19 protein-coding genes and 5 tRNA genes are annotated in these 26443 nt (G+C 60.4%); 11 read left to right on the plus strand and 13 right to left on the minus strand.

Going from position 1 to position 26443, the window contains the following annotated elements; translation table 11 throughout:
* Positions 1-49 precede the first annotated feature (49 nt).
* The 5 genes from AC1EJ1_RS03945 to AC1EJ1_RS03965 all read right to left on the minus strand — a co-directional run bounded on the left by AC1EJ1_RS03945 (position 50) and on the right by AC1EJ1_RS03965 (position 449).
* Positions 50-124: transfer RNA gene (locus AC1EJ1_RS03945), tRNA-Val, on the minus strand.
* 1 nt (position 125) lies between these two features.
* Positions 126-196, minus strand: a tRNA-Cys gene (locus tag AC1EJ1_RS03950).
* Positions 197-212: 16 nt separating this feature from the next.
* A tRNA-Gly gene (locus AC1EJ1_RS03955) sits at positions 213-285 on the minus strand.
* Between the two features lie 18 nt (positions 286-303).
* Positions 304-375 (minus strand) — tRNA-Val (locus AC1EJ1_RS03960).
* Position 376: 1 nt separating this feature from the next.
* Positions 377-449 (minus strand) — tRNA-Gly (locus AC1EJ1_RS03965).
* Positions 450-682: 233 nt separating this feature from the next.
* On the opposite strand from AC1EJ1_RS03965, the gene glgX reads away from it, so the two are divergent.
* Genes glgX through AC1EJ1_RS03990 form a run of 5 tightly spaced genes read left to right on the plus strand, consistent with a single transcriptional unit; the run spans position 683 to position 8826 of the window.
* Positions 683-2794: a glycogen debranching protein GlgX gene (gene glgX, locus AC1EJ1_RS03970; protein ID WP_285014210.1), complete on the plus strand. Its 2112-nt coding sequence runs from the start codon at positions 683-685 to the stop codon at positions 2792-2794.
* Position 2795: 1 nt separating this feature from the next.
* The gene (gene treY / locus AC1EJ1_RS03975; protein WP_285014212.1) at positions 2796-5303 is read left to right on the plus strand and encodes a malto-oligosyltrehalose synthase; all 2508 of its coding nucleotides are present in this window, start codon (positions 2796-2798) and stop codon (positions 5301-5303) included.
* Positions 5300-7000, plus strand: coding sequence for a malto-oligosyltrehalose trehalohydrolase (treZ, locus tag AC1EJ1_RS03980; RefSeq protein WP_285014214.1), 1701 nt, complete (start codon positions 5300-5302; stop codon positions 6998-7000). Before treY ends, treZ begins: the two co-directional genes overlap by 4 nt.
* Positions 7001-7031: 31 nt before the next feature.
* Positions 7032-7601 carry a DUF3000 domain-containing protein gene (locus AC1EJ1_RS03985; protein WP_285014216.1) on the plus strand — a complete coding sequence of 190 codons (570 nt, stop codon included), beginning with the start codon at positions 7032-7034 and terminating at the stop codon, positions 7599-7601.
* The gene (locus AC1EJ1_RS03990) at positions 7591-8826 is read left to right on the plus strand and encodes a ribonuclease D (RefSeq protein ID WP_285014218.1); all 1236 of its coding nucleotides are present in this window, start codon (positions 7591-7593) and stop codon (positions 8824-8826) included. Before AC1EJ1_RS03985 ends, AC1EJ1_RS03990 begins: the two co-directional genes overlap by 11 nt.
* Here the strand turns inward: AC1EJ1_RS03990 and dxs are convergent.
* On the minus strand, positions 8799-10688 hold the full coding sequence (gene dxs / locus AC1EJ1_RS03995; protein ID WP_285014220.1) for a 1-deoxy-D-xylulose-5-phosphate synthase: 1890 nt from the start codon (positions 10686-10688) through the stop codon (positions 8799-8801). The two genes, AC1EJ1_RS03990 and dxs, sit on opposite strands and share 28 nt — an antisense overlap.
* Before the next feature lie 95 nt (positions 10689-10783).
* On the opposite strand from dxs, the gene AC1EJ1_RS04000 reads away from it, so the two are divergent.
* Genes AC1EJ1_RS04000 through AC1EJ1_RS04010 form a run of 3 tightly spaced genes read left to right on the plus strand, consistent with a single transcriptional unit; the run spans position 10784 to position 15397 of the window.
* Positions 10784-12784, plus strand: a complete 2001-nt coding sequence (locus AC1EJ1_RS04000; protein WP_285014222.1) for an alpha/beta hydrolase family protein — start codon at positions 10784-10786, stop codon at positions 12782-12784.
* Positions 12781-14613 (plus strand): chloride channel protein, encoded by a 1833-nt coding sequence (locus tag AC1EJ1_RS04005; RefSeq protein WP_285014224.1) that lies wholly within the window; start codon positions 12781-12783, stop codon positions 14611-14613. The genes AC1EJ1_RS04000 and AC1EJ1_RS04005 overlap by 4 nt, the downstream gene beginning before the upstream one ends.
* A 16-nt stretch (positions 14614-14629) precedes the next feature.
* Positions 14630-15397: a hypothetical protein gene (locus AC1EJ1_RS04010; RefSeq protein ID WP_285014226.1), complete on the plus strand. Its 768-nt coding sequence runs from the start codon at positions 14630-14632 to the stop codon at positions 15395-15397.
* 6 nt (positions 15398-15403) lie between these two features.
* Here the strand turns inward: AC1EJ1_RS04010 and AC1EJ1_RS04015 are convergent, their stop codons facing one another.
* From AC1EJ1_RS04015 to AC1EJ1_RS04025, 3 genes are all read right to left on the minus strand, one after another.
* Positions 15404-18217, minus strand: coding sequence for an aconitate hydratase (locus tag AC1EJ1_RS04015; protein ID WP_285014228.1), 2814 nt, complete (start codon positions 18215-18217; stop codon positions 15404-15406).
* A 138-nt stretch (positions 18218-18355) separates the two neighbouring features.
* On the minus strand, positions 18356-19621 hold the full coding sequence (locus tag AC1EJ1_RS04020) for a class I SAM-dependent RNA methyltransferase (protein ID WP_285014230.1): 1266 nt from the start codon (positions 19619-19621) through the stop codon (positions 18356-18358).
* Positions 19605-21590: an APC family permease gene (locus AC1EJ1_RS04025; RefSeq protein WP_285014325.1), complete on the minus strand. Its 1986-nt coding sequence runs from the start codon at positions 21588-21590 to the stop codon at positions 19605-19607. The genes AC1EJ1_RS04020 and AC1EJ1_RS04025 overlap by 17 nt, the downstream gene beginning before the upstream one ends.
* Before the next feature lie 115 nt (positions 21591-21705).
* Between AC1EJ1_RS04025 and AC1EJ1_RS04030 the strand changes: the two genes are divergently transcribed.
* Genes AC1EJ1_RS04030 through AC1EJ1_RS04040 form a run of 3 tightly spaced genes read left to right on the plus strand, consistent with a single transcriptional unit; the run spans position 21706 to position 24389 of the window.
* A complete protein-coding gene (locus AC1EJ1_RS04030) occupies positions 21706-22356 on the plus strand; it encodes a potassium channel family protein (RefSeq protein WP_285014327.1) in 651 nt (216 codons plus the stop codon).
* The gene (locus AC1EJ1_RS04035) at positions 22357-23067 is read left to right on the plus strand and encodes a potassium channel family protein (protein ID WP_285014232.1); all 711 of its coding nucleotides are present in this window, start codon (positions 22357-22359) and stop codon (positions 23065-23067) included.
* A gap of 53 nt (positions 23068-23120) precedes the next feature.
* On the plus strand, positions 23121-24389 hold the full coding sequence (locus AC1EJ1_RS04040) for a 13E12 repeat family protein (RefSeq protein WP_285014234.1): 1269 nt from the start codon (positions 23121-23123) through the stop codon (positions 24387-24389).
* Here AC1EJ1_RS04040 and AC1EJ1_RS04045 read toward each other — a convergent pair.
* From AC1EJ1_RS04045 to AC1EJ1_RS04060, 4 genes are read right to left on the minus strand one after another with little or no spacing between them, the layout of a single operon-like run.
* The gene (locus AC1EJ1_RS04045; RefSeq protein WP_285014237.1) at positions 24327-24977 is read right to left on the minus strand and encodes a DUF3159 domain-containing protein; all 651 of its coding nucleotides are present in this window, start codon (positions 24975-24977) and stop codon (positions 24327-24329) included. The genes AC1EJ1_RS04040 and AC1EJ1_RS04045 overlap by 63 nt on opposite strands.
* Positions 24974-25375: a DNA-binding protein gene (locus AC1EJ1_RS04050; protein ID WP_285014240.1), complete on the minus strand. Its 402-nt coding sequence runs from the start codon at positions 25373-25375 to the stop codon at positions 24974-24976. Before AC1EJ1_RS04050 ends, AC1EJ1_RS04045 begins: the two co-directional genes overlap by 4 nt.
* Positions 25372-26037 carry a DUF3710 domain-containing protein gene (locus AC1EJ1_RS04055; protein WP_285014242.1) on the minus strand — a complete coding sequence of 222 codons (666 nt, stop codon included), beginning with the start codon at positions 26035-26037 and terminating at the stop codon, positions 25372-25374. Before AC1EJ1_RS04055 ends, AC1EJ1_RS04050 begins: the two co-directional genes overlap by 4 nt.
* A gap of 2 nt (positions 26038-26039) precedes the next feature.
* Positions 26040-26342: a DUF4193 domain-containing protein gene (locus AC1EJ1_RS04060; RefSeq protein ID WP_070726767.1), complete on the minus strand. Its 303-nt coding sequence runs from the start codon at positions 26340-26342 to the stop codon at positions 26040-26042.
* Positions 26343-26443: the final 101 nt, after the last annotated feature.

Below are 26443 nucleotides of genomic sequence, written 5' to 3' on the forward strand. Positions count from 1 at the left end.
TCAACTATTGACTAAAGAGTCTCTTGAAGTCTAAGGCACATAAAACAAATGGTGGGCGATACTGGGATCGAACCAGTGACCTCTTCCGTGTGAAGGAAGCGCGCTACCCCTGCGCCAATCGCCCGAGGTGGGTACCGGATTCGAACCGGTGTATACGGCTTTGCAGGCCGCTGCCTCGCCTCTCGGCCAACCCACCAAGTCATCTCAGACCGAGCGGATGACGGGACTCGAACCCGCGACCCTCACCTTGGCAAGGTGATGCTCTACCAACTGAGCCACATCCGCATGCGTATGAATACTCAGTGGGCGATACTGGGATCGAACCAGTGACCTCTTCCGTGTCAGGGAAGCGCGCTCCCGCTGCGCCAATCGCCCGAGCGGATGACGGGACTCGAACCCGCGACCCTCACCTTGGCAAGGTGATGCTCTACCAACTGAGCCACATCCGCGATGCGCCTGTCAATCAAGCGACGCAGGGAAGCTTAACAGGTTCTGGCCCGGTTGGGGAAATCCTGAGGACTTAGGCACGACTCGCTCCGGCATCGAAAACCCACCGAAAAATGTCGAAATTCCGCCATTTTCCGCGACTTTTCGCCACCTTCGGGCTGGAATTTTCGCGACCAGCTTCACAATTTTCCACACTCATCGCACCCTTTTTGCGGTTTCATGGCAATCTAAGAGTATGGATATTTGGCCAGGACATGCCTACCCGCTGGGCGCAATGTATGACGGCAATGGAACAAATTTCGCAGTTTATTCATCTATCGCGGACCGCATTGAATTGTGTCTCCTTGACGAGGATCGTCACGAAACCACAGTTGAACTCACTGAGGTCGATTATGACCAGTGGCACGCCTACCTGCCCGGCATAGGGCCCGGACAGCGCTATGGCTACCGCATCCACGGTCCCTACGCGCCAGACGAGGGACATCGATGCGACCCGTCCAAACTCCTGCTCGACCCTTATGCGAAAGCAATTGAAGGGCAGATCAACAATTCCAATTCGGTCTTTTCCTACGACTTCAACGACCCATCGCAACCGAATCACGACGACTCTGTCCACGACACGATGCTCTCCGTCGTCGTCGACGAGTCCTTCGACTGGGGCGATGACCGTCGCCCGAACTACGGGTATTCCCAAACAATCATTTACGAGGCACATGTACGCGGCATGACCATGCTGCACCCGGACGTGCCTGAAGAGCTGCGCGGCACCTACGCAGGGATCGCTCATCCGGCGATCATCAAACACCTGCAGGATCTTGGCATCACGTCCATTGAACTGATGCCGATCCACCAGTTCGTCAATGATCCATCCCTGCAGGCTCGTGACCTGTCGAATTACTGGGGCTACAACACCATCGGATTTTTCGCCCCGCACAACGCCTATTCATCGTCGGGTCAGCTCGGCGGGCAGGTCACCGAGTTCAAGAACATGGTGAAGACGCTCCACGCGGCCGGTATCGAAGTCATCCTCGACGTGGTGTACAACCACACCGCTGAAGGTAACCACATGGGGCCGACGCTGTCACTCAAGGGCCTCGATAACGCGAAGTACTATCGCCTCGTTCCCGATGACCTGAGGCATTACTTCGATACCACCGGCACAGGCAATTCCCTGCTCATGTCCTCGATCTCGGTCCTGATGCTCATCATGGATTCGCTGCGTTACTGGGTCACTGACATGCATGTCGACGGCTTCCGCTTCGACCTAGCAACGACATTGGCACGCCAGTTTGACGAGGTCTCGCGTGCCTCGACTTTCTTCGACCTGATCCACCAGGATCCGGTGATCAGCCAGGTCAAACTCATCGCTGAGCCGTGGGACGTCGGCTCCAACGGCTACCAGGTAGGAGGCTTCCCTTCCCTGTGGTCCGAATGGAACGGTGAATACCGCGATGCGGTGCGCGATTTCTGGCGCGGGGAGTTCTCGTCCCTGTCCAGTTTTGCCTCCCGTCTGGCTGGCAGTGCTGACCTCTATGAGCATTCAGGACGGCGCCCTGTCGCCTCGGTCAACTTCATCACCGCTCATGACGGCTTCACCATGCGTGACCTCGTGTCCTATAACGGCAAACATAACGAGGCAAACGGTGAGGACAACAATGACGGCTCGTCCAATAACCGCTCCTGGAACTGCGGAACGGAAGGTCCGACGGATGATCCGGGCATTCAGGAGCTCCGCCAGCGCCAGATTCGCAATTTACTCACCACTCTTTTCTGCTCGCAGGGTCTGCCCATGCTGGCTCACGGTGACGAAATCGGACGCACGCAGATGGGCAATAACAACGTGTACTGCCAGGACAATGAGCTGTCATGGATGCACTGGGATCTGGAGGACTGGCAGCGCAAACTGCTCGCTTTCTCTCAGCGCCTCGTCCACCTGCGGCGTGATCACCCCGTTCTGCGCCGCCGACGCTTCCTGAAAGGGCCGGCAACGCGCGGCGGTGAATCGGAGCTGGGCGAGATCGAATGGTTCACCCCTGCCGGCACTCACATGACGGAAGACGAGTGGAACCAGGCATGGGCTCGCTCCACGATGGTCTTCTACAACGGTAACGCCATTCAGGAACCCGACCCTGAGGGCAACACGATCACCGATGATGATTTCCTGCTGATGATCAACGCGTCTCCTGACTCCGTTGAATTCACCATTCCGAACCAGACGTATGGCAAGACCTGGACAACGATGATCAACACGGGTGACGATGATGATCACAGTCAGTACCAGTCCGGTGACTCGATCACGCTGCCCGGCCGCACCACCATGATTCTGCTGAATCCGTTGGGACAGTGACATGTCTGATCTTCACCCCCACGTTCCCCCGTCATCTCGATACACTCCACTGTCGACGTATCGACTCCAGCTCACTCCGGATTTCACATTTGAACACGCCCGTGGTGTCCTCGAGCATATTCGCCGTCTGGGAGCCACGGATGTTTACCTCTCCCCTATCCTGCAGCCTGTCAAGGGCTCCCGGCATGGGTACGACGTGGTGGACCACTCCCATGTCAACGCGGAGCTGGGTGGGCGTGAAGGGTTTGAAGATTTTGCGCGCGCCGCGCACGCCCTCGGCCTGCACGTCGTGGTCGATATCGTGCCGAATCACATGGCTGTGCCCACTCCGGTGTGGCAGAACCGCGCCATGTGGTCAGTGCTGAAACGGGGCGCCGAGTCGCCGCGCGCACGCTGGTTCGACGTGGCGACCGATCAGCCCATTTTGATGCCGATTTTGGGTGCGCGCATCGGCCAGGTGCTCTCCGCCGGTGACCTACACGTGGAATCGATGGTGGTTCCAACTGAGCCGGAATACGGTGAGCAACCTGTCCTGCGCTACTTCGATCACGTGTTCCCCCTGGCGGAGGGAACCGAGTTCCTCCCGTTGGAAGTTCTGCTGGAGCGCCAGCATTACCGCCTGGCTCACTGGATGGTCGGTGACGAGGAACTCAACTACCGCCGTTTCTTTGACGTGGACACGCTGGCAGGTTTACGTGTCGAGCGTGAAGACGTGTTCGAGGCGACTCATCACCTGCTGTTCGACCTGTTCGACGAAGGCTTCATTGACGCGTTCAGAGTGGATCATCCTGATGGCCTGGCTGATCCGCGCGGCTATTTCCAGCGTCTGAGCCAACGCACCGGCGGCGCCTGGATTGCTGCTGAAAAGATTCTCGAAGGCGAAGAGCACTTGCCCTCTGATTGGGATGTTGCCGGAACGACAGGCTATGACACCGCATGGCGCATCAACTCCCTGCAGGTCGATCCGCGAGCGAACATGCCGATGGGTGCCATCATGCAGGAGCTGACCGAAGATTCACCGGCGGACTTTGCGCGGCTCGAACACGAATCGAAACGGCAGATCATTCGCACCTCGCTGGCAGCTGAGCTGCACCGCCTGGCCTCGTTGATCTGGGAAATTTGCCAACAGGACCTGCGTCTGCGTGACCACACGATGCGTACCTTCGAACGCTGCCTGGGCGCCCTCGTGATGAATATGGATCGCTACCGGATCTACGTGGTGCCCGGATCCCCCACCCCGCAGTGGGCGCGCGATGAGATGACCGAGGTGCGTGACCGTTCGCTGCGCGAGTTGCGTGACTCAGGGTTTGACGGCATTGAGGACACGATGGATGTGCTCATTGCGCTCATCCTGGGCGACGAAATCGGCACGGCAGGTCTGGCATCCTCCGATGAGCGCCGCGACGAAGTGCCGGTGCGGTTCCAGCAGGTGTGCGGTGCGGTCATGGCAAAAGGTGTCGAAGACACCGCGTTCTACCGTTGGACACACCTGTGCGCACTGACTGAAGTGGGAGGCAACCCCACCCATTTCGGTATCAACCTCGACACGTTCCATGCGTTCGAAAGTGCATTGCAGTCGTCGTGGCCGGCGACCATGACATGCGGAACGACCCACGATTCCAAGCGTGGTGAAGATGTGCGAGCCACACTGGCCGCCATCACGTCATATCCCAGTCAATGGGTCTCCCTCGTCCAGCAGCTACGTCTGACCAGCGCCGAATACCGGCCACTCACGCTGGATGGGCGCACGGAAAACCTCCTGTGGCAGACACTTGCCGCGACCACGTGGTGTGAGTCCGACCCGATGACGCAGGAGCGCCTGACTGACTACCTGCAAAAGGCAGTGCGGGAACAGAAAACGTGGACGACATGGACGCATCCTGATGAAGAGCGGGAAGAGGAGCTGTTTGACTTTGCCCGCCAGGTACTCGCTGATTCCTCGATCGCCGAACTGCTCACACGCTTTCATGAGCTGACGGAGTCGGTTCGCAACTGCTGCATCGAAGTGACGAAAGCCCTGCAATTGACGGTTCCTGGAGTGGCTGATGTGTATCAAGGTTCCGAGGGGCTGGCGACTTCCCTGGTTGATCCGGATAACCGACGTCCGGTTGATTTTGAACGACTCGGGCGGTTGCTGGATTCAGACGAGCAGACTCTCGAGGGTCGAAAAGTGCGCCTGACCCGCGCCATCCTGAAGCTTCGCAGCCGCCACCGCGACGCATTCGTATCCGCACACGCAACGTATACGCCACTGGCAACAACCACCGGACATGCGATCGCCTATGCACGCGGCAACCAGGACGGCCCATGCGTGTGTGTCATCGCTGTGCGACTGCTCAGGGCACTGCGTCAGATCGGCGGCTGGGGGGATCATCGTGTCTACCTTCCAGCCGGCTCATGGCAGGACATCATGTCAGGGCGACGATTCGACGTCACTGACGGCAACGGTTTGAGCCTGGCTGATGTGATGAGTGACGACAACGTCGTGGTTGTGGAGAAACTCTCGTGACGCGGGTGTGGGCGCCGGACGCTCAGAGCGTCGACCTTGTTCTGGCCGACGCGCAGCTCCCCATGAGCCGCGCCGCTGGCGGCTGGTGGGACGGCCCTGATCTGCCCGATGGGACAGATTACGGTTTCAGCCTCGATGGTTCTGACCCGCTGCCTGATCCGCGATCCTTCTACCAGCCTTACGGGGTTGATGGTCTGTCACGCAGTTGGGATCCTTCACGACATCACTGGGTCGCATCGCCCGGCACGTCCGTCCTGGGCAACGTCATCTATGAACTCCACGTCGGTACGTTCACTGCTGAAGGCACCCTGATCAGTGCCATCGAATGCCTCGACCACCTGCGTGACCTGGGGGTGACCACAGTTGAGCTCATGCCGCTGGCACAATTCAGCGGAGAGTTCGGATGGGGGTATGACGGCGTGGATCTTTTCGCCGTTCACCGAGCCTACGGCGGTCCGGATGCCCTCGTCGAATTTGTCAACGCTGCCCATGAACGCGGCCTGAATGTGTGCATCGACGTCGTCCTCAACCACCTCGGTGTGTGGGGCAACTACCTGTCGATGTTCGCACCGTACTTCCACCCCACTGCGACCGGACCGTGGGGGCCTGTGCTGGACTTGAACGGTCCCGAACAGCGCGCCTACCTTATTGACGTGTGTCGCCATTGGCTGGTCACCATGCATGCCGATGCGCTGCGTCTGGATGCGGTTCACGCCATTCACGACGAGACGGATCGACACCTGCTGGCAGAACTATCACAGTGCGTGGCCCAGTGGTCGCACGACGAGGGGCGCCCGATGACGCTCATTGCCGAATCTGACCTCAACCAGCCTTCGATGGTGATGCCCACCAGTGAGGGCGGCATGGGGATGGACGCTCAGTGGGCTGATGACATCCACCACGCCCTGCACGTGGCGCTCACGGGCGAAATTGACGGGTACTACGGTGATTTTGCCGATACGCACGCGCTGGCAACCGTGCTGGAAAATGTCTTCTACCATGATGGTCGCTACTCGACGTTCCGCCACCAAAACTGGGGTGCACCCGTTCCTGCCACTCTGGATCGGCGCAAATTCGTCGTCTTTTCCCAGGATCACGACCAGGTTGGCAACCGCGCTCAAGGCGACCGCCCCAGCCAGGTGCTCTCCGACGCACAACTGGCCGCCTCTGAAGCAATCATCCTGCTCAGCCCCTTTACCCCCATGCTGTTCATGGGTGAGGAATGGGGCACGCGCACACCGTTCCGATTCTTTGCCGACCAGGAAGACGACGAGCGCGCCCAACTCGTGCGCGAGGGCCGTCAAAAAGAATTCAGTGAGCACGGTTGGAGCGGAGACGTTCCCGACCCAACCTCGCGCACGACTGTCGACCATTGCGTGCTGGACTGGAGTGAGCCGCGCGACGGCAGATGCCGACGCATGCTCGAGTGGGCACGTTCGATGATTCATGTGCGCGCCACGGCGCCCGGCGTGCGTGACGGTGTCTGTCAACGCGTCACTCACGAGGGTGACATTGTGCGCATGATCAATGGTGCTGTCGCGGTCGAGGCCGATATGAACGGTGACGCACTTCCGGCTGCAGACAGTCACGATTGGCCGCGTGAAAACGGTGGGCATATTGGTTCCCTGCTGGCATCCTTCCCTGATCAGAAGGGCGCCGCCGTGCGGGTCTGGCAATGGGTCGGCGTGCCTGACTGAATCCACCGCTGCGCCCTCTTAGTGTGAAGGGGTGGGTGAGGAACAACTTCCTGAGGCGTTTGTCACAGCTTTAATGTCGCTTCGTGACGCACCGATCAATCCTCATGTGGAGATTGAAGAGGTGCCCGGTCCAAGCAAGCTGGCTCCGTGGACCGCTGCGCTTGCCATGCGAACCGTGCACCGCGCGCACGATCAATCCTTGGGATCAGGCCGATTCGTCATCCTGTTCGACCCGGACACGCAAGCCGGCTGGAACGGACAGTTCCGCCTTGTCGCTCAGCTTCGCGCCCAGATCGACCCCGAAATGGGTAACGACCCTATGATCGGTGAAGGCCTGTGGAACTGGGCGCACGACTGCCTCGAAGATGCGGGCGCTGGGTATCATGACATGACCGGCACCGTGACGCGGGAAGTTTCCGAATCTTTCGGGGGTCTCACGTTGCGCGGATCCACCTTGTACGTCGAACTGCGGGCCTCGTGGACTCCGTCGACTCCATATCTGGGCGAACACCTTGTAGCCTGGAATTCCCTGTTGTGCCACGTTGCCGGCGTTGAGTCAGATCAGTTTCTACATGAGGTTTTGAATACGGATGCTCGTTGATAATCCCGGCGGCCTGCCGCGCGGGAACACGGACGATCCCCCCACTGTCAGGCGTTTGCGCGACGGCGTTCCCTCAGTCATTGACACCACAGACGCCCTTGAGCGGGTTGCCGCTGAGTTGGGAGCCTCCAGCCAGCCGGTCGCCCTCGATGTGGAACGCGCCCATGGCTTCCGCTATACGACGAACGCCTACCTGGTGCAGATCCGGCGCGAAGATGTCGGAACGTACCTGATTGATACGCATGCGCTGCCTGACCTGTCAGCCCTGGCACCGGCACTGGATGCCACGTGGATCCTGCACGACGCCAGCCAGGATCTGACCAATCTGCGTGACCTGAACCTGCACACCACTGACCTGTTTGACACCGAAGTTGCGGCACGCCTCATCGGATTGCAACGTTTCGGTCTGGCAGCCGTGTGTGAACAGGTACTGGGATTTTCATTAGCCAAGGACCATCAGGCATCCGACTGGTCGGTGCGACCGCTGCCCACCGACTGGCTGCGCTATGCCGCACTGGACGTGGAATTTCTGACAGAACTGTACCGGCGGCTCTCGATCACGCTGCACGACATGGATCGCTGGGAGTGGGCACAGGAGGAATTCGCCCACGTGCTGCACGCCCCTGCTCCGACTCCGAAGACGCATCACTGGCGCGGTATCAAAGGCCTGGGCAAACTGCGCTCCCGTCGAGCGCTGGCCGTTGCCCGCGAACTGTGGCTCACGCGTGAAGAGATCGCCCGCGACAAAGACCTGGAACGCACGCGCGTTGTCCGCAATTCTGACCTGCTGAAAGCCGCTCAGCGTCCACCGACCAATCGTCGCCAGCTGCGCTCACTGGATTCTTTCCGCTCTCCCGTCACCCGTCCATATACGACGGACTTCCTCGATGCGATTGAACGCGCCAGGCGCATGCCAGAAGACCAGCTGCCGCCCAAACGCGTTACACATCCTGCCGGCACGATTCCGGAAGCGCGCCTGTGGCAGCGTCTCGACGAACACGCACATGAGCGTCTGCTCGCGGTTCGTGAAGCGGTCGCCGGTGTTGCCGAACAGCTCGGGCTGGCACCCGAAGTTGTCCTGGAGCCGCGCGTGCAGCGTTTCGTGTGCTGGGCTCCCCTCAAGCCGCTCACCCCCGAGGCGCTCGATCAGCGATTGGACGAGGGCGGCGCACGCGCCTGGCAGCGTGAGCTGGTATCTCAGTGTCTGTTCGACGCTTTGAGGTAGTCGCGCACGCTACGCACGATGCCGGCAGCGTCCAGGCCGATCTCGTGCTGAATGTGAGCGCGCGAGTCGTGCGCGAGGAACTCATCGGGAATCCCCATCGGAATCACCGGCACATCTGTGTCCTGCGACAATGCCCATCCGAAGCCTCCTCGCACGACGCCGTCTTCCACGGTGACAACCAGGTCATAGTCGCGGCTCATCGCCACCAGTTCATCGGGTACGGGCTGAATCCACGTCGGGGCAGCAACGCATACCGTCGCATCTGAGGCCAATTGCTTCGAGGCGTCAATCGCCTGGGCGACCATGGCGCCCAGGGCGACGATCAGGATTTTCGTTTCTCCGTCGCCTCCCTCGTGCACAATGTCGACCGGGCCGACGCTGCGCAGCGCAGGGATCGGCTGCGGCAGCGGGCCTTTCGGGTAACGCACCACGGTGGGAGCATCAGCAATGTCAATGGCGCGACGCAGCGCTGCCCGCAGAGTTTCCTCGTCACGAGGGGTCGCTATCTGCAGTCCCGGCACGATCGACAACAATGCGATATCCCACATGCCGTTGTGCGAGGGCCCATCCGCTCCGGTGATGCCGGCACGGTCAAGGATGAAGGTCACGCCCGCATGGTGCAGTGCCACGTCCATGAGGACCTGGTCGAACGCGCGGTTCAGGAACGTGGCGTACAACGCGACAACGGGGTGTGCACCCATGAAGGCCATTCCGGCTGCGCTGGTGACGGCATGCTGTTCAGAAATGCCGACGTCGATGACGCGGTCGGGGAATTCATCTGACAGCGGGCCCAGTCCCACCGGCAGTTTCATCGCTGCAGTAATGCCGACAACATCTTCACGTTCGCGGGCGATCTTCACGATTTCGTCGGCAAAGACGCTGGTCCACCCAAAGCGCGCGGGTTTGATCGGCAGGCCCGTTTCCGGGTGGATTTTGCCGACCGCATGGAAGCGGTCTGCGATGTCTTTTTCCGCCGGTCGGTATCCGCGCCCCTTCTGCGTGATGGCGTGGACAATGACGGCCTGGTGCAGGCTGCGCGCCCGCGTCAACGCGGTTTCCATCGCAACGATGTCATGCCCGTCGATCGGTCCCAAATACTTCAGCCCCAGATCCTCGAACATGACCTGTGGCGCCAACACGTCCTTGATTCCCACTTTCAGTCCGTGCAGCGCTTCGAAGGCAGCACGCCCAGGCTCCCCCATTCCCAGCAGTGTTTTCTTCGTCCATGACAAGGCGCGCTCATATTGCTCCGAGGTGCGCAGCGCATCCAGATGGTGCGCCATACCGCCAATGGTAGGAGCATAGGAGCGGCCATTGTCGTTCACCACGATGACGATGTTGCGGTGAGGTTGCTCAGCGATGTTGTTCAGTGCTTCCCATGCCATACCGCCGGTGAGCGCCCCGTCCCCGATGACTGCCACTGTCCAGGATGAATTCCCGGTGCGTGTCTTTTCGCGCGAAATGCCGTCAGCCCACGACAGTGCTGTCGAGGCGTGGGAATTTTCCACGATGTCGTGCTCTGATTCGGCGCGCGAGGGGTATCCGGACAGTCCCCCCGCCTCGCGCAGATGTGAAAAGTCTTTGCGCCCTGTCAGGAGCTTATGGACGTAGGCCTGGTGACCTGTGTCGAAGATTATTGAGTCGGTAGGTGAGTTGAAGATACGGTGCAGCGCAATCGTCAGCTCCACCACACCCAGGTTGGGTCCCATATGCCCGCCCGTACGTGACACGGACGCAATGAGGTAACGCCTGATTTCGTCAGCCAAGTCAACGGCCTGCGACGTGGTCAGATGCTGAACGTCGTCAGGCCCGTCGATATGCGACAAAATCGGCAACTCGTCGGCACTGTCTGGAAGAACCATAGTTACGAGTCTAATGGTCCTCTCAAAGTCCGTTGGTTCCAGCTAGGATTGATATACGCGACAGACGCGCATATCCGAGTTGACAGAGGTTGCACATGTCCCCCTCAGTGAAGTCGTACGGCCAGTGGGAATCCCCGATCACGGGCGAGTCATTCACGGCTCGATTCGTGACGCTTTCTCAAGTACGCATCGATGGCGCCGACACGTATTGGGTAGAAGGCCATCCTACCGATAATGGGCGCAACGTTCTATTACGACGTAACGGCATGGGTCAGACGATGGAGCTCCTGCCCATGATTGACGGTGTGCGCCTGCCCGATGTGCGCACCCGTGTCCACGGTTACGGTGGCCGCGCCTACGCCGTCCACGAGAACATCCTCGTTTTCTCCGACGGCTTTGATGACCGTGTCTACCTGTTCGACATGTCTGCACCCACCGTTGGCCTGACGGCACTGACCCCGATGGAAAAGAAGCGCTACGGCGACTTTGAGATTGACGAGGTTCGCTCCCTGGTCTACGCCGTATGTGAGGACCACACGGGACAGGGTGAACCGGTCAACACGATGGTGGCGATCCCTCTGGACGGCTCCGCGGCGCGCGATCCGAAGCCTATTCGCACCGTCTTTTCCGGCACCGACTTCTGCTCGGCACCCACGCTCTCCCCGGATGGGTCGAAGCTGGCGTGGCTGTCATGGAACCACCCGCACATGCCGTGGACTCAGTCCGTCCTGCACGTTGGCGCCCTCACGTTCGAGGGTGACATCGATACCCACGTCACGCTGGTGGACCGAGAAGGTGTCTGCGTCTATGAGCCTCGCTGGACTCTGCGCGGCGACCTGATCCACGTGGATGATTCCTCAGGATGGGCAAACCTGTACCGCACTGAAGGCTTCGAATGGCACGAGGACGAGGATGCCCACGCGTGGACGGATCGCCTGCGTACACGTGTCCTGCATCCCGGTCAGCGCGCGTTCTCACACCCCCACTGGGAACTGGGCCTGCACTCCTACGACAACCTGGATCATGAGCACCTGATCTGCTCCTGGTCGCAGGATCACACGTGGCACGTCGGCAGCGTGCGACTGGACAATGGCCTGCTGGAAGAATGGGAAACCGGATGGTGGCCCATCGGTAACGTCGCTTCCGACGAGGGGCGCGTCGTTTTCCTGGCCGACTCCCCTACGCACGCGCCAGCCATCGTCGAGATCACCGATTCGCACGCGCACGTGCTGCGCCCGTCCTCGGAAGCTGAGATCGCTGAGGAGATGATTTCAACTGCACAGACCGTGCGCTGGACGACCAGCGACGGCAATGAGGCAGACGGCTTCTACTACGCGCCGGTCAATCCCGACTTCACCGCACCTGACGGCGAACTTCCGCCACTGATCGTGTCCGCTCATGGCGGGCCGACCTCGTCAGCTCGCCCCGGCCTGTCCATTGCCCGACAGTTCTGGACGACTCGCGGCTTCGCATTCCTGGACGTGAATTATCGCGGATCCACCGGATCAGGACGCGAATACCGTGAGGCGCTCAACGGCCAGTGGGGCGTCATCGATGTCATGGACTGTGCTGACGGGGCGCGCTACCTGATTGATCAGGGCCTCGTTGATCCCGCACGAGTCGCGATTCGCGGCCATTCCGCCGGCGGTTTCACCGCCCTGTCAGCTCTGGCGACAACCGACGTGTTTACGGCTGGGACATCCTCCTCAGGTGTGTCTGACCTGCATCGCATGGCGCAGGAAACCCACAAATTTGAGTCCCACTACTTCTACACGCTTCTGGGCTCGGACAACTTGGACGATCCCGTGTGGACGGAGCGCTCTCCGATTTGCCACGTCCAGGACATTCACGCACCGCTCCTGCTTTTGCAGGGCACAGAGGACACGATCGTGCTGCCTTCACAGTCACGCAGCATTTACGATGCGCTTCGCGAACTGGATCGACCGGTCGCCCTCGTCGAATTCGATGGCGAAGGGCACTCGCTGCGTACTGCTGCCAGCATTGCGAAGGCCTGGGCGAGTGAGCTGGGTTTCTACGCGACAGTGTGGGGTTTTCACGCTGATGGTGCGGCTGAGATCAGCGTCACCACTCTATGAGCCGCGTGCGTAGAGCGATCAGTGCAATCGTCACTGATCACCGTTCAGCGTTCGCGGTAGTAGCCGGCATTGTCGGCGCAGTGGTGGGACTGGCAGCCGTCATCTTCAACTGGCTGATCGCCGTGTGGATGCGCGCCACCACCGGCGCTGCGGACTATTCGGTAACAGGCGGAGCACCCCACGGGTGGCCGGCGTGGACACACATCCTGATCATTGCCGTCCCCGTCGTGTCAGCACTCATGTATGGGCCGATGATCTGGCGATGGGCCCCCACGGCCAAAGGACACGGCATCCCTGAGGTCATGCTGGCGGTGCGCCGAAGGGGCGGCAAGATTCCTGGCCGCGTCGCGGTGGTCAAATTGGTCTCCTCCGCCCTGACAATCGGTGGCGGCGGGTCGGCTGGCCGTGAAGGCCCGATCGTTCAGGTCGGTGCGTCCCTGGGATCCACGATCGCATCGTGGGTGCGTCTTCCCACCACACGCGTCGTGGTGCTCGCCTCCTGCGGTGCTGCCGGCGGTATTGCCGCCACATTCCATGCTCCGCTGGCTGGTGCGATCTTTGCGCTCGAAGTGATTTTGGTGCGCTTTACCGCAGAGACATTCGGCTACGTCGTCATATCGTCTGTCATGGCATCGATCGTTGCCCGCGCACTTCAGGGGTCAGCGCCCCTGGTTGACCTGAACTACAGCGTGGACCTGGCTTCCTTGACTGACATAGGGTGGGCCGCCCTCGTCGGCCTGATTGCCGGCCTGTGCGGGCTGGCCTTTTCCAAATTGTTGTATGCGATGGAAGACTGGCTCGACTGGGGGTGGGAACGTCTCACGGCAGTTATCGCGTTTCCGCAGTGGTCTCGCGCAGCTCTCATGTCAGTCGTGCTGGGCATTGGCCTGTTTTTCTTCCCCGCCATGTACGGTTCGGGCTACCCGATCCAGCTCGAGGCTCTTCATGGCGCACTGCCCATCGCCACGCTGCTTGCGCTGGCTGTGGGTCGCATGATTTTCACGTCCTTCACGATCGGAATGGGCGGTTCGGGCGGCGTGTTCGCTCCGACGCTGTTCATTGGTGCAATGGTCGGCAGCGCGATCGGACATCTGATTGATCCGCTCACTGATTCGTCCATAGCGGTGTTCGGAGTAATCGGCATGGGTGCTGCCTTTGCTGGGGCTGCGCGTGCACCCATGACAGCGGTTCTGATCATCGTGGAGATGACGGACCAGTACTCGCTGATTCTTCCCATGATGCTGGCCGTCGTGATCGCAACAGGATGCTCACGGTTCCTGACACGCTCCACGATCTACACGGAAAAGCTGCGCAGGCGTGGCGATATCCTCGATGATCCCGTGTCCCACACTTTGCTGGGTGTCAACCCGGCCGGGGCGCTCATGCAGCCAGCTCCTGCCACTCTTAGCCCATCAGACACCATCATGCGCGCGGTGTCCCGCATGCGCGAAGCGCACGCCCAGGCACTCCCCGTGGTCGATGCGGACGGCGTGGTGTCCGGTGTTGTCAGCGCCCTGGATATTGCCTCCTGGCGTGAAGAAGGGGTCGAGCATGACACCGCGTTGGAAGCTCTGCCGTTGCGACATGTGTACGTGGTTGACACGGATCTGCCGTCCACGGTCATGCGCGTGCTGACATCCAGTGGCGTCGAGGGGATTCCCGTCTTGCATGACGACGGGCAGGGTGCGCCCGCCCACATGGTCGGCTGGATCAGCGGGCGCGACCTGGTTGACCGTATGTATCGCGATCAACGGCGGGCGCTCGACGCACGTATCGAATCCTCTTTCGGTTCGCGGTGGCGTGAGCGTCATCCTCGTCGTCGTAGCTAGCGGGTAGACTGCTCCTATGCCAGCGTGGGCCATTGTGATACCGATCGCGTTCCTCATCGCGTGTATCTGTGCTGCGTTGTGGCGTCATCATGTGGCACGTCTGCGTGCAACCACGCTTCCACTCACCCTGTACGCGCCGCTGGAACTGATCGCGTGCTACGGCGCGATGGTGCTGATTGGTGCGTGGGCTCTGTGGCGGGAACTCACCACTCAGCCACGCGTCGCGATCATCGCCGTGGCGCTGGGTTTGAGCGTGCTGGGACTGGCTCTGCTCATCGTTGAAGTTCCGCGCAGGCTCTATCTGACGCCCGATTACCTCGCTGTGCGATCCATGCGCGGCACGCGCACAGTTGAGCTGCTTGACATCGTGACGATTTCAATCCGCCCGGCACAGACTTCAACCTGTGTCACTGTGACGGATGTGCATGGTCGGCGCGTCACGTGGCATGCAACCGGCATGATGGATGAAACATTCGTCGCATACATGCGCGAACTGGAGCGCCGTATCCGCAATGGCCGCATCCCTCTGCTGCACCCCACCCGACATCGGCCGGTCAATCCGCTGACAGCGCACGCGTTGCAAGTCGTTGCCCGTGAAGCCGCGCACGACCCGAAGGTGCGTGAGCTTCTCACTCAGGCTTCAGTGTGCGTGGGCACCGACCCGGATCAGGCGCATATTCTCCTGCGCGATGCGGCCCGTGAGTGTGCGCGCTCGTGGCCACTCGATTCGGAGCTTGGCGCCACGATCGTCGCACTGTCTCACCGGTATCCGCCCGGACAGTAGAAGCCTCTACTGCTGGGCAAGCTGACGCAACACATACTGCAGAATGCCGCCATTACGGTAGTAGGCAGCCTCTCCAGGCGTGTCAATCCGCACGACCGCATCGAACTCGATGGGGTCCGCACCCTCGCGGGTGGCACTGACATGCACTGTCTTCGGGATCGACCCATCATTGAGCGCGTCAATGCCGGTGATATCGACTACTTCCGTACCGTCCAGACCCAGGGAATTACGATCTTCGCCTTCAGGGAACTGCAACGGCAGCACGCCCATGCCGATCAGGTTCGAACGGTGGATGCGTTCGAATGATTCGGTGATCACCGCGCGTACGCCCAGCAGCACTGTTCCCTTGGCTGCCCAGTCACGTGAGGAGCCTGATCCGTATTCCTTTCCGCCCAGAACCACCAGTGGCACACCTGCTTCGCTGTAGCTCATCGCCGCATCAAATACCGGCACGGTCGGCGCATCGTCCTTCGTGAAGTCGCGGGTAAATCCGCCCTCCACGCCGGGCACCATCTCGTTTCGGATACGAATATTTGCGAATGTGCCTCGGATCATGACTTCGTGATTACCGCGACGCGACCCGTAGGAGTTGAACTGCGAGCGTTCCACTCCCCGCTCAATCAGGTACTTGCCTGCCGGCGTATCCGGCTTGAAGGAGCCAGCCGGCGAAATGTGATCCGTTGTCACCGAATCGCCCAGCTTGAGCAGCACTCGCGCACCGTGAATATCCTCAACCGGAGCGGTCTCCAGAGTCATTCCGTCAAAGTACGGTGGTTTGCGCACGTAGGTGGAATCTTCGTCCCATTCAAACGTATCACCCTCGGGAGTATCGAGACCCTGCCAGCGGTGGTCACCAGCAAACACGTCCGCATAGTCCTGCTCGAACAGGGAGCGGTCGATACACGAGTTGATTGTGTCATCCACCTCTGCCGCATCAGGCCAGATGTCACGCAGGAACACGTCCTTGCCGTCCTGGTCCTGCCCCAGCGCTTCAGTCTCAAAATCGAAATCCATCGTACCGGCCAGCGCGTAGGCGATGACCAGCGGCGGGGATGCCAGGTAGTTCATCTTAACGTCGGGATTGATGCGACCTTCGAAGTTGCGATTACCCGACAGCACGGACACAACAGCCAGGTCATTGTCATTGACGGCCTTGCTGATTTCGTCCGGCAGCGGGCCGGAGTTGCCGATACACGTGGTGCACCCATAGCCCACCAGGTTGAACCCGAGTGCGTTGAGGTCCCCCCACAGTCCGGCCTTTTCGAAGTACCCTGTGACGACCTGTGAACCGGGGGCCAGTGAGGTTTTCACCCACGGCTTGGAGTGCAGTCCACGCTTAACTGCGTTGCGTGCCAGCAGACCGGCCGCGATCATGACCGCCGGGTTGGACGTGTTGGTACATGAAGTGATCGAGGCGATCGCCACGTCACCGTGATCCAGTTTCGTTTCCGTCCCGTCCGCCAACGTGACATCGACGATGTGGTGCGGTCGGTCGTCGATTGTCGAAGCGATACGTGGTTCGTCATCGTCTTCATGGTCGAGGGCGTCCGGATCGACCGGATCTGATGCAGGGAAGGTGGAAGCCAGTGCCTCATCGAGTTCTGAAGCGGAGTGCTGTTCGTGTTCGCTGACATAGTTCGGCAGCGTGGCGCGGAATGATTCCTTGGCGGCGCTCAGTTCGATGCGGTCCTGCGGACGCTTCGGGCCGGCAATGGAAGGCACCACTGTGGACAGGTCGAGTTCCAGGTACTCGGAGTATTCTGCCTCGCGCGAGGGGTCGTGCCACAGCCCCTGTTCCTTGGCGTACGCTTCGACCAGTTTGAGCGTTTCTTCGCTGCGTCCAGTCAGCCGCAGGTAGTCAACGGTGACGTCATCGATCGGGAAGATCGCGGCGGTTGAGCCGAATTCGGGCGACATGTTGCCGATGGTGGCTCGGTTTGCCAACGGCACAGCGGAGACACCCTGGCCGTAGAATTCAACGAACTTGCCGACCACGCCGTGTTCACGCAGCATCTGCGTGATGGTGAGGACGACGTCCGTCGCGGTCGCGCCGGAGGGGATCTCGCCGGAGAGTTTGAAACCGACGACGCGGGGGATCAGCATGGAAACTGGCTGGCCGAGCATGGCTGCCTCGGCTTCAATACCACCGACACCCCAGCCGAGCACGCCCAGACCGTTGACCATCGTGGTGTGGGAATCGGTGCCGACGCAGGTATCCGGGTAGGCGAGCGTGTCTTCGCCGTCCTGGCGTGTGAACACGGTGCGCGCGAGGTATTCGATGTTGACCTGGTGGACGATACCGGTGCCCGGTGGGACGACGCGGAAGTTTTCAAAGGCTCCCTGTCCCCAGCGCAGGAACTGGTAGCGCTCACGGTTGCGTTCGTATTCCTTGTCCTGGTTGGCTTCGAACGCCTCCGGCGTGCCGTACACGTCGATCTGCACGGAGTGGTCAATAACCATTTCCGCTGGCGCCAGCGGATTGATTTTCGAGGGGTCGCCGCCCAGCTCCTCCACTGCTTCACGCATGGTGGCCAGGTCGACGACGCAGGGAACGCCGGTGAAGTCCTGCATGACAACGCGCGCAGGGGTGAATTGGATTTCAGTGCTGGGTTGTGCTTTTGGGTCCCAGCTGGCCAGCGCCTTGATCTGGTCGGCGGTGATGTTGACACCGTCTTCGTTGCGCAGAAGGTTTTCAGCCAGGATCTTCAGTGAGTATGGAAGCCGGTCAAATCCGTCCACCGCATCGAGGCGGTAGATGGTGTACGTCGAATCATCCACTGTGAGCGTGGAGCGTGCATCGAAACTGCCTTGCAAAGCCATGTGATCCCCCTAATGTCTCGATATCAAGATATCAGAGGGCGGGGACGCTGCAAGGAGAACACGAAAATCACGCGCAGAGCACGCAGGAAATCGCAGTGTCGCGCGAAAAACCCGTCTGCGGCCACCGGGCCGAGAAACTCAGTCCTTCTCCAGCGCGGCGATAAATTCGACATGGTGAGTGTGCGGAAATAAGTCCCACGCTTCGAGGGAGGTCAGGCGGTATCCGCCCTCCGTCAAAGTCCGCAGGTCACGGGCACCTGCCGCCGGATCGCATGAAACGAGCACAATTCGCTCCGAACCAAGCGCGGCTACCGTCTGACATACCTCGTCGCCCGCACCCGAGCGTGGCGGATCCATCACCACGACATCGGCATGTGACTGCAGCTCGTTGGACAGATCGAGGATCCCCTGATGATCAACATCCCCGATGAACGTTTCAACATGTGCCGCTCCCCCGAGGTTCAGCGCGGCATCTTCCACGGCACCGTCGTCACCCTCGAGCGACACGACGCGTCCGAACGCGCCCGCAAGCGAGCGTGTGAATAATCCGGCCCCCGAATACAGTTCCATTGCCGCGCTGCCCTGGCCAGCCAGACGGCGTACAGCATCGGACAGGACCTGCGCACCGCGTACATGCGTCTGCCAGAAGCCCGAGGGGCGGACGTTGAACGGTTCGGGATCGGGCTCCACGACCCACCGCAACTTTTCGCGGTCCAGTGGCTTGCCCTGCCCGTCGTACGTTCCCGACGGCGTCACCACGGCGATGTCACCGCCCGTTGAGGCGACCGCTCGCACACGATCACGCGGCCCCCACGCGGTCAGCCACCGCGAATCGTTCCCGTCAAACAGGCCGATCTCGCATAGTGCGTCTACGGCCAGCGGCATTGACTCTAATGCAACGACCTGGTTCGACCGGTAGCGCGACATGCCCAGCCTACCGTCCTTGTCAGCCACCAGCTCGATGCGTGTTCGCCTGTGCAGCAGTAAGTCGTCCGGATCCTCATCGCCCGGGCACGCCTGCACGCGGACGCCTCCGATCGAGTCGACGGCTTGTGCCAGGCCCTCTCCCCCGACGCGCCGGATCTGTCCACGCAGCACGTCTTCCTTCCAGGTGCGCTGGGCTGCGGGACGCACATGACACAGTTCGGCTCCACCGATCTTTTCGCGAGCAGCCTGCGGCCATGCCGGCTCGACACGGTCAGGGCTTGCCTCGAGCACCTCGATTACATTGGCCCATGCAAGGCGCTTGCGGGTGGCACTCACACGTGCCACGACTTTCTCACCGGGCAGCCCGTGTCGCACGAAAACGACGCGACCGTCGTTGTCTCGGGCGACGCATGCTCCACCGTGTGCAGGTTCTCCCAGCGTGAGCGTCAATTCTTCGCGATTACGAGGCGGAGTCATGAGGACCTTTCTGACGTGAACGGAACGGGTCGTTAATCAGCTGGCGTTTGATTGGCTGCTCACCCTCCACCTGGCTGTCTTCCCCAAGTTTCCATGGTACAAGAGTGAGGACTACGCCCGGAATCCGCAGCAGTGCCTGACGCAACCTCAGTGCCGTCTGATTGTGCAGCACATTTTCCCACCAGTGCGACACGAGGAACTGCGGCACGTACACAACCACCATTTCGCGAGGTGACCGGCGTCGCTGGGAACGCACGTGCTGGACGATGACCTGCGTGATATCCCGGTAAGGTGCTGACAGAATCGTCAGCGGGATCGGCAGACCGGAGGCCCGCCACTGCCGGATGATCCGTTCTTCTTCAGCCTGGTCGGCAACCACACTCACCAGTTGCAGTGACGAGGGCGCCGTCGCGCGGGCAGTGGCAATTGCCCGCATCGTCACTCTGCTCATTGACGACACCAGCACTAACGCGTGCACGCGCGACGGAAGTGCGCGCCGAGTCGAGTAGTCCTCCACGCGCAGCTGCGTTGCAACGGTGTCGTAGTGATGGCGAATGGCACGTTGAGTCAGGAACACCAGCCCCATCAACAGCAATGTGATCCACGCACCGCGGGTAAATTTCGTCACGAGTACGACGATCAGCACCGTTCCCGTCAGCACGAATCCGATCATGTTGACCAGCCGCGAGCGCAGCAGGGAGGCCCGCGAGTCGGCGCGCTGAGGATTGCGCAGTTTCGCATTCCAGTGGCGGATCATGCCCACCTGGCTGAGCGTGAAAGAGATGAACACGCCGACGATGTAGAGCTGGATCAGGTGGGTAACCTGCGCATCAAACGCGATGATCAGGACGATTGCTGCGGCCGACAAGGCAACGATGCCGTTTGAGAATGTCAGCCGGTCTCCACGGCGGTACAGCTGACGCGGCAGGAACGAGTCGCGTGACAGTACCGAGGCCAAGGTTGGAAAACCGTTAAACGCCGTGTTGGCTGCCAGCACCAAAATCAATCCGGTCACAATCGTGATCAGGTAAAACAGGATCGATCCGTGTCCGAATACTGCTGAAGACAACTGGCCGATCACCGGGTCGAGCCTGACATCGCCTGCTGGCGCCCCGTTCAGACTCAGTTGTGTGGCCGGATCCTCCACGATTCTCACGCCGGTCGCCTTCGCCAATACGAGAATTGAAATCAGCATGGTGGCAGCGATCCCGCCGAGCATCGCGAGAGTTGTCGCCGCGTTGCGGGACTTGGGGCGCTGGAATGAGGGCACGCCGTTGGAGATCGCTTCGACTCCGGTCAGCGCTGCGCAGCCCGAGGAAAATGCGCGCATCACCAGCAGCGCTCCGCCCAGTCCGACCAGGCCCGATACGTGAGAGGCCTGCGGGACAAGGTCATACATTGCCGAGGGAGCCTGACCGAGGTGGCCTGTGACCAGTTTGACCATGCCGACCGCGATGAGAATACCAATTGAAGCCATGTAAATGTATGTCGGAATAGCGAAAGCTGAACCTGCCTCGCGCATACCGCGCAGATTCAACAGGCACAGCACGATGACAACGGCCACTGCGATCGGCACTTCCTGGCCTGCCAGCTGTGGGATTGCGGTGGTCACGTAGTGCGCCCCTGAGGAGATCGACACCGCCACCGTCAGCACGTAGTCCACCAGCAACGCCGATGCGACGACCAGTCCCCACGACGGTCCGAGGTTCTTGGTCACGACTTCATAGTCTCCGCCGCCTGACGGGTAGGCGTGTACGGTCTGGCGGTAGGACAGCACGACGACCAGCAGCACTACCGCCACTGCCAGCCCCACCCACACCGATTGGGTTACTGCAACTCCTCCGGCGATTGCCAGGGTAAGCAGAACTTCATCTGGCGCGTAAGCGACGGATGAAAGCGCATCAGATGCGAAGATCGGCAATGCGATCCGTTTGGGCAATAACTGGTGCCCCATGGCGTCTGAACGCATGGGTCGCCCAATCAGTACGCGCTTGGCGCGAGAAAAAGCCTCCAACACGATGGTCTAGCCTACTACCCTTTCGACAGGAAAACCGAGTACCTTTGAACCTGTGCATTTCGTAATTATGGGATGTGGCCGGGTCGGCGCGTCGATCGCCTCGACACTTGATGAACAGGGCCATTCAGTTGCCGTCATTGATATGAACGCTCAGGCTTTCAGACGCCTGTCATCCGACTTTTCCGGTCGGCGTGTGACAGGCGTCGGCATGGATCGCGATGCTCTGCGTCAGGCGGGCATCAAGGATGCGTACGCTTTCGCCGCGGTCTCCAATGGCGACAATTCAAACATCATTGCGGCCCGAGTAGCTCGCACGACTTTCCATGTTGAGCGCGTGGTCGCACGCATCTACGACCCCTCGCGAGCCGCAGTGTATGAGCGCTTGGGCATCCCCACGGTAGCAGCGGTTCGCCGCACGTCCGAGGCTGTTCTGCGCTGGATGATGCCGCCAAATGCGCACGTGACCTGGACGCACTCGACCGGCTTGGTGTCGCTCGTGAACGTTATCCCAGACCCGTCGTGGACCTCCGTTCCGCTGCCAGTCGTTGAGGAACTGACCGGCGAGCGACTCGCCTTTGTGTCTCGGTTGGGCGTGATCCAGCCTGCGCGCGTCGACCTCGTCGTTCAGGAACATGATGAGCTGATTTTCGCCGTGTCAGGCACAGATTCGCTTGCGCTGCGCAATGTGCTCACCTCTGCACCGAAATTGGAGAACTAGATGAAAATCGTGATTGCCGGTGCTGGCTCAGTGGGACGCTTCGTCGCCCTCGAACTTCTGGATCATGGCCACGAGGTCACCCTGATCGACCACAATCCTGACCAGATGCGTGTGGCAACTGTGGCTGATGCGGACTGGGTGCTGGCCGATGCGTGCTCACCGGACGTCCTCGCCGACGCGGGAGTGCGAGAAACCGACGTCCTGGTTGCCGCAACGGGCGACGACAAGGCGAACCTGGTGATCTCCCTGCTCGCGAAGACCGAGTTCGGCGTGCCGCGCGTGGTGGCCCGTATTAATCACCCGCGCAATGAATGGCTCTTCAACGAGGCGTGGGGTGTTGACGTGCCGGTGTCCACGCCGCGCATCATGACCGCCCTGGTTGAGGAAGCTGTTTCCGAGGGCGCTCCCATCCCGCTGTTTACGTTCAACAAGGCCAATGTTGCAATGTATGCGATTGTCCTTCCGGAGGATTCGCCCCTGGTGGGCGAGCGAATCGGTCAGGTTGACTTCCCTGCAGGAACGGTCTTGGCGGCGTTACTGCGCGACCAGATTCCTATGAATCCACAACCTGACGACGTGTTCGAGTCAGGCGATGAACTGTTGATGCTGGTGCCCGAAAAGCGCGGGAAACACTTGGAGCATTTGGGGACGCTGGTCAATGGCGTTGTGCCGGAGACCGGACAGGCTGATGCTCCAACCACCACAGCTTAATGTGAGGTACATCACTTTCATGGGCTGCTTGTGAGCCTGCGGATGGAACGCAGATGCCCGTGCCCACTGCCACAATCGAACACATGTTCGACATTGCGGTAAGTGCAGGAGATTGTGACACTCCTGAGGCCACGGCTCGTGAGCTGGTCAACGCTGCCCGCGACGCGGATCGTGCGGTGCGTGTGGCGCAGGCTCGGCGTGCCCAGATGGTTGTCCGCGCTGTTCTTGCCGTGAGTGAAGCTGTTGAAGGCGAACAGGACCTGGTGCAGCGAGCCGGTGAGGGCGTACCTCGAATTGCCGAATTCGCACACCTTGAGCTATCTGCTGCGTTAGGGCTGTCTCCTGCCAAAATGCTCGATGAAATGGGAGCCTTACTTGACCTGAGTTTTAGACTGCCGTGCCTGTGGCAGCAAGTTGTCGCTGCAGAAGTTCCCGTGTGGAAAGCGATGACGGTCGCTGAACGCACGACGCTGCTCAGTCAGGCTGACTGCCGTCAGATTGACTGCTTCCTCGGGGCTATTGCTGCCTGGTCTCAGGCGCGCATCTGTCGACATGTTGACAACCTCATCGCCCGTATAAATCCCGATGAATTCGACGCGCAATGCGCGCGAGCGCAGTCCACGCGCCGCGTTCAGATCACGCATGAAGAATCCAGTTCCATCGCCTATGTCGATGCCACACTCAGTGCGACTGACGCGATTGCACTGGACAATACGATCACGCGTTTAGCTGGATTGCTCGCAGATGCTGACGAACTCAGCATCGATGAACGACGCTCACAGGCGTTGGGTATCCTCGCAACGCCGCACTACGCGGCCAGGCTTCTGGACGAAGGATCCGCTTCGCGCTCACTCCAGCCTGCTGCCACTGTGATCGTCCACGTTGATGACTCCCCCGTCGCGCAGATTGACGGGCACGGCAGTGTCGGGCTGAAACAGCTGCGGCAGATGTTTGCTCACTCTCGCGTCACGATCCGGCCCGTTCTTGATCCGCGGGCTCTCACGCCGATTGATCGCCATGATCCGTCTGGCGATATGCGACTGGCGCTCCAGACGCGCGAACCCTATGAAGTCTTCCCGTATTCGAATGTTCGCTCGCGAAGCTGCGATATCGACCATACCCAGGCGTTCGATCCAGATGGGCTATCCGGGCAGACGCGCCTTGACAACCTCGGTCCACTCTCGCGAAGCGTTCACCGCGCGAAAACACACGCCCACTGGAGGCTTGAGCAGGTCGCTACGGGGGTTTATGAGTGGCACTCACCTCTGGGGTTCATCTACACCGTTGTCAACGGTCGAACGTTCTTCCACCGACGCGAGTGAGACGAAGGGCCTCAGCGTCATCCACGTAATCCAACATGCCACGGCGAACAGCGGCAATCCAAGTACGAGTTTCGCGACCCCCAGTCCAGCAATCTGGCCTACCCACCACAGTGGCACCTGCACTGCGAAGCGAATGAAGAACAGTGCGAACCACACCCACGTGAGCGTGGTGCATACACGGCGCGGCACTGCGCCTTTTTCCCAGAACATGTTCAACACAAGTTCGACCGCAGGACGCCGGAGCACGATCGACACGAGCAACGCCACACTCAGAACCGCTGCCGTGACGATACCCACGATGAAGAAATCCTGCCCTCGACCGGAGAACACCACCCACACGCACGACAGTGCAACGCCGATGGCACCCGACAGTGCCTGGGTGATCTGCTGACCGGACACCAGGCGTGCAACGACGAAGAGGCCCGCGAGAATACCGGAGGCGATCAGCGGCCACGTCAGTTCGTGGGTCGCGATATACGTCGCGACAAAAACGATGATCGGAGCGACCGATTCAACGATACCCCGCCAGCCGCCCAACGCCGACCAGACAGAAAATTCCTCGTCCTGAAGCGAATCAACAACTCTCACGAATGTTCTCCAGCCAACAGGCGGTACAGCGGGTCAGAAATCACGTAGATTCCGTGATCAACACCTACAGTTCCTTCGATTTCCACGTGGTGCCCCACGCGCAGGCCAGGGATCTCACACCGCCCCAGCCACCTGATCACGATTGAACCGGTCCCGTCGTACAACGTCGCATCGAGCTGATCAGGACCCTCCTGCGGATACAGCGTCACCGATCTCAGAACACCCGAAATAACCACCTTTTCACGCGGACGCACGTCCTTGATCGGCACAGTGCCTCGCGAACGCTGAGAGCGCTGCTCATCATCGGCCTCAGTCGCTTCAGGGGTCGAAAAACGCCACGCGTCGCTCAATCTCTGCCACCACGAGCGCTTCGGGAAAACCTCGTTCGGGTCACTCATTGCGGCACAATCGGCGCTTGAACGGCATTGTCAGGAACATGCATCGGCAGCAGGTCAAGGCGCGCGCGGGGACGGTCGTCACGCTCAACCACGAGGCGATCAATCACCTTCTCAATTCCTTCGCCCGCTTCGCTTGACTGAGCTGCAGGCCCCAACACATCAATGCGCGCAAACCAGCGCGGACCCTCACGGCCAATGATGCGCATCCGTGACGTCGCTTTTGAGCCATCCGGCAAGGTCACCGGCATGTCAGCCAGCAGCTCGGCGCCATAGCGCGTCTCAGCGTCCTCCACGCTGGCGCCGTTGGATGTCAGCGATTCACGAATCTCTTCGCGCACCTCGTCCCACACTCCACCGGAACGCGGGGCGGCGGCGATTGAAATCTGCAGGCCCGAATTGCCCAGCACGATCAACACGCGCAACACGGTGCGCTTGTCGTCAGCCAGCTGCGTGCGCAGCTGCATGCCCTTGATCGCCGGAATCTTCAGCGCACCCAGGTCGACATACCCTTGGGAGACGTCCACATCCTCAGCTGAACGCGGACCTGGCTCATCCCAGATCTCCGCGTCATCACCGGCCTGCCGCTTGTCCTGTGACTCGTCGTGTGCGTGCTGTTCGACCTGCTCTTCATCATCGCGACGTCGACGTTTCAACCAGCCCATAGCTACCCAGCACACTCCGTGCACACAGGCTGACCGTTGTCATCAACATAAGCCAGCTGCGATGCGTGATGGACCAGGAAGCAGCTCGTACACGTGAACTCATCATCCTGGCGAGGAACCACATGCACAGTCAGTTCTTCTTTCGACAGGTCGGCGCCCGGCAGCTCAAAATTCTCCGCCGCCTCGTTTTCGTCCTCGTCTACCTCATTCGAACCGGCGTCCTTGCGGCGAGCCTTCAATTCTTCGATGGAATCTTCCGCCACATCGTCGTCGTTTTTACGTGGGGCATCGTAGTCAGTTGCCACGGTTCCTCCTCCTCGCACAGCCTGCGGGTCAAATCTTGCTCAGCGCAGGGATAGTAACACTCATTGCGCTTCTGCGCATTATGGCGTCCATACTGACACTG

This window comes from Pauljensenia sp. C0170B4, from assembly GCF_056590235.1.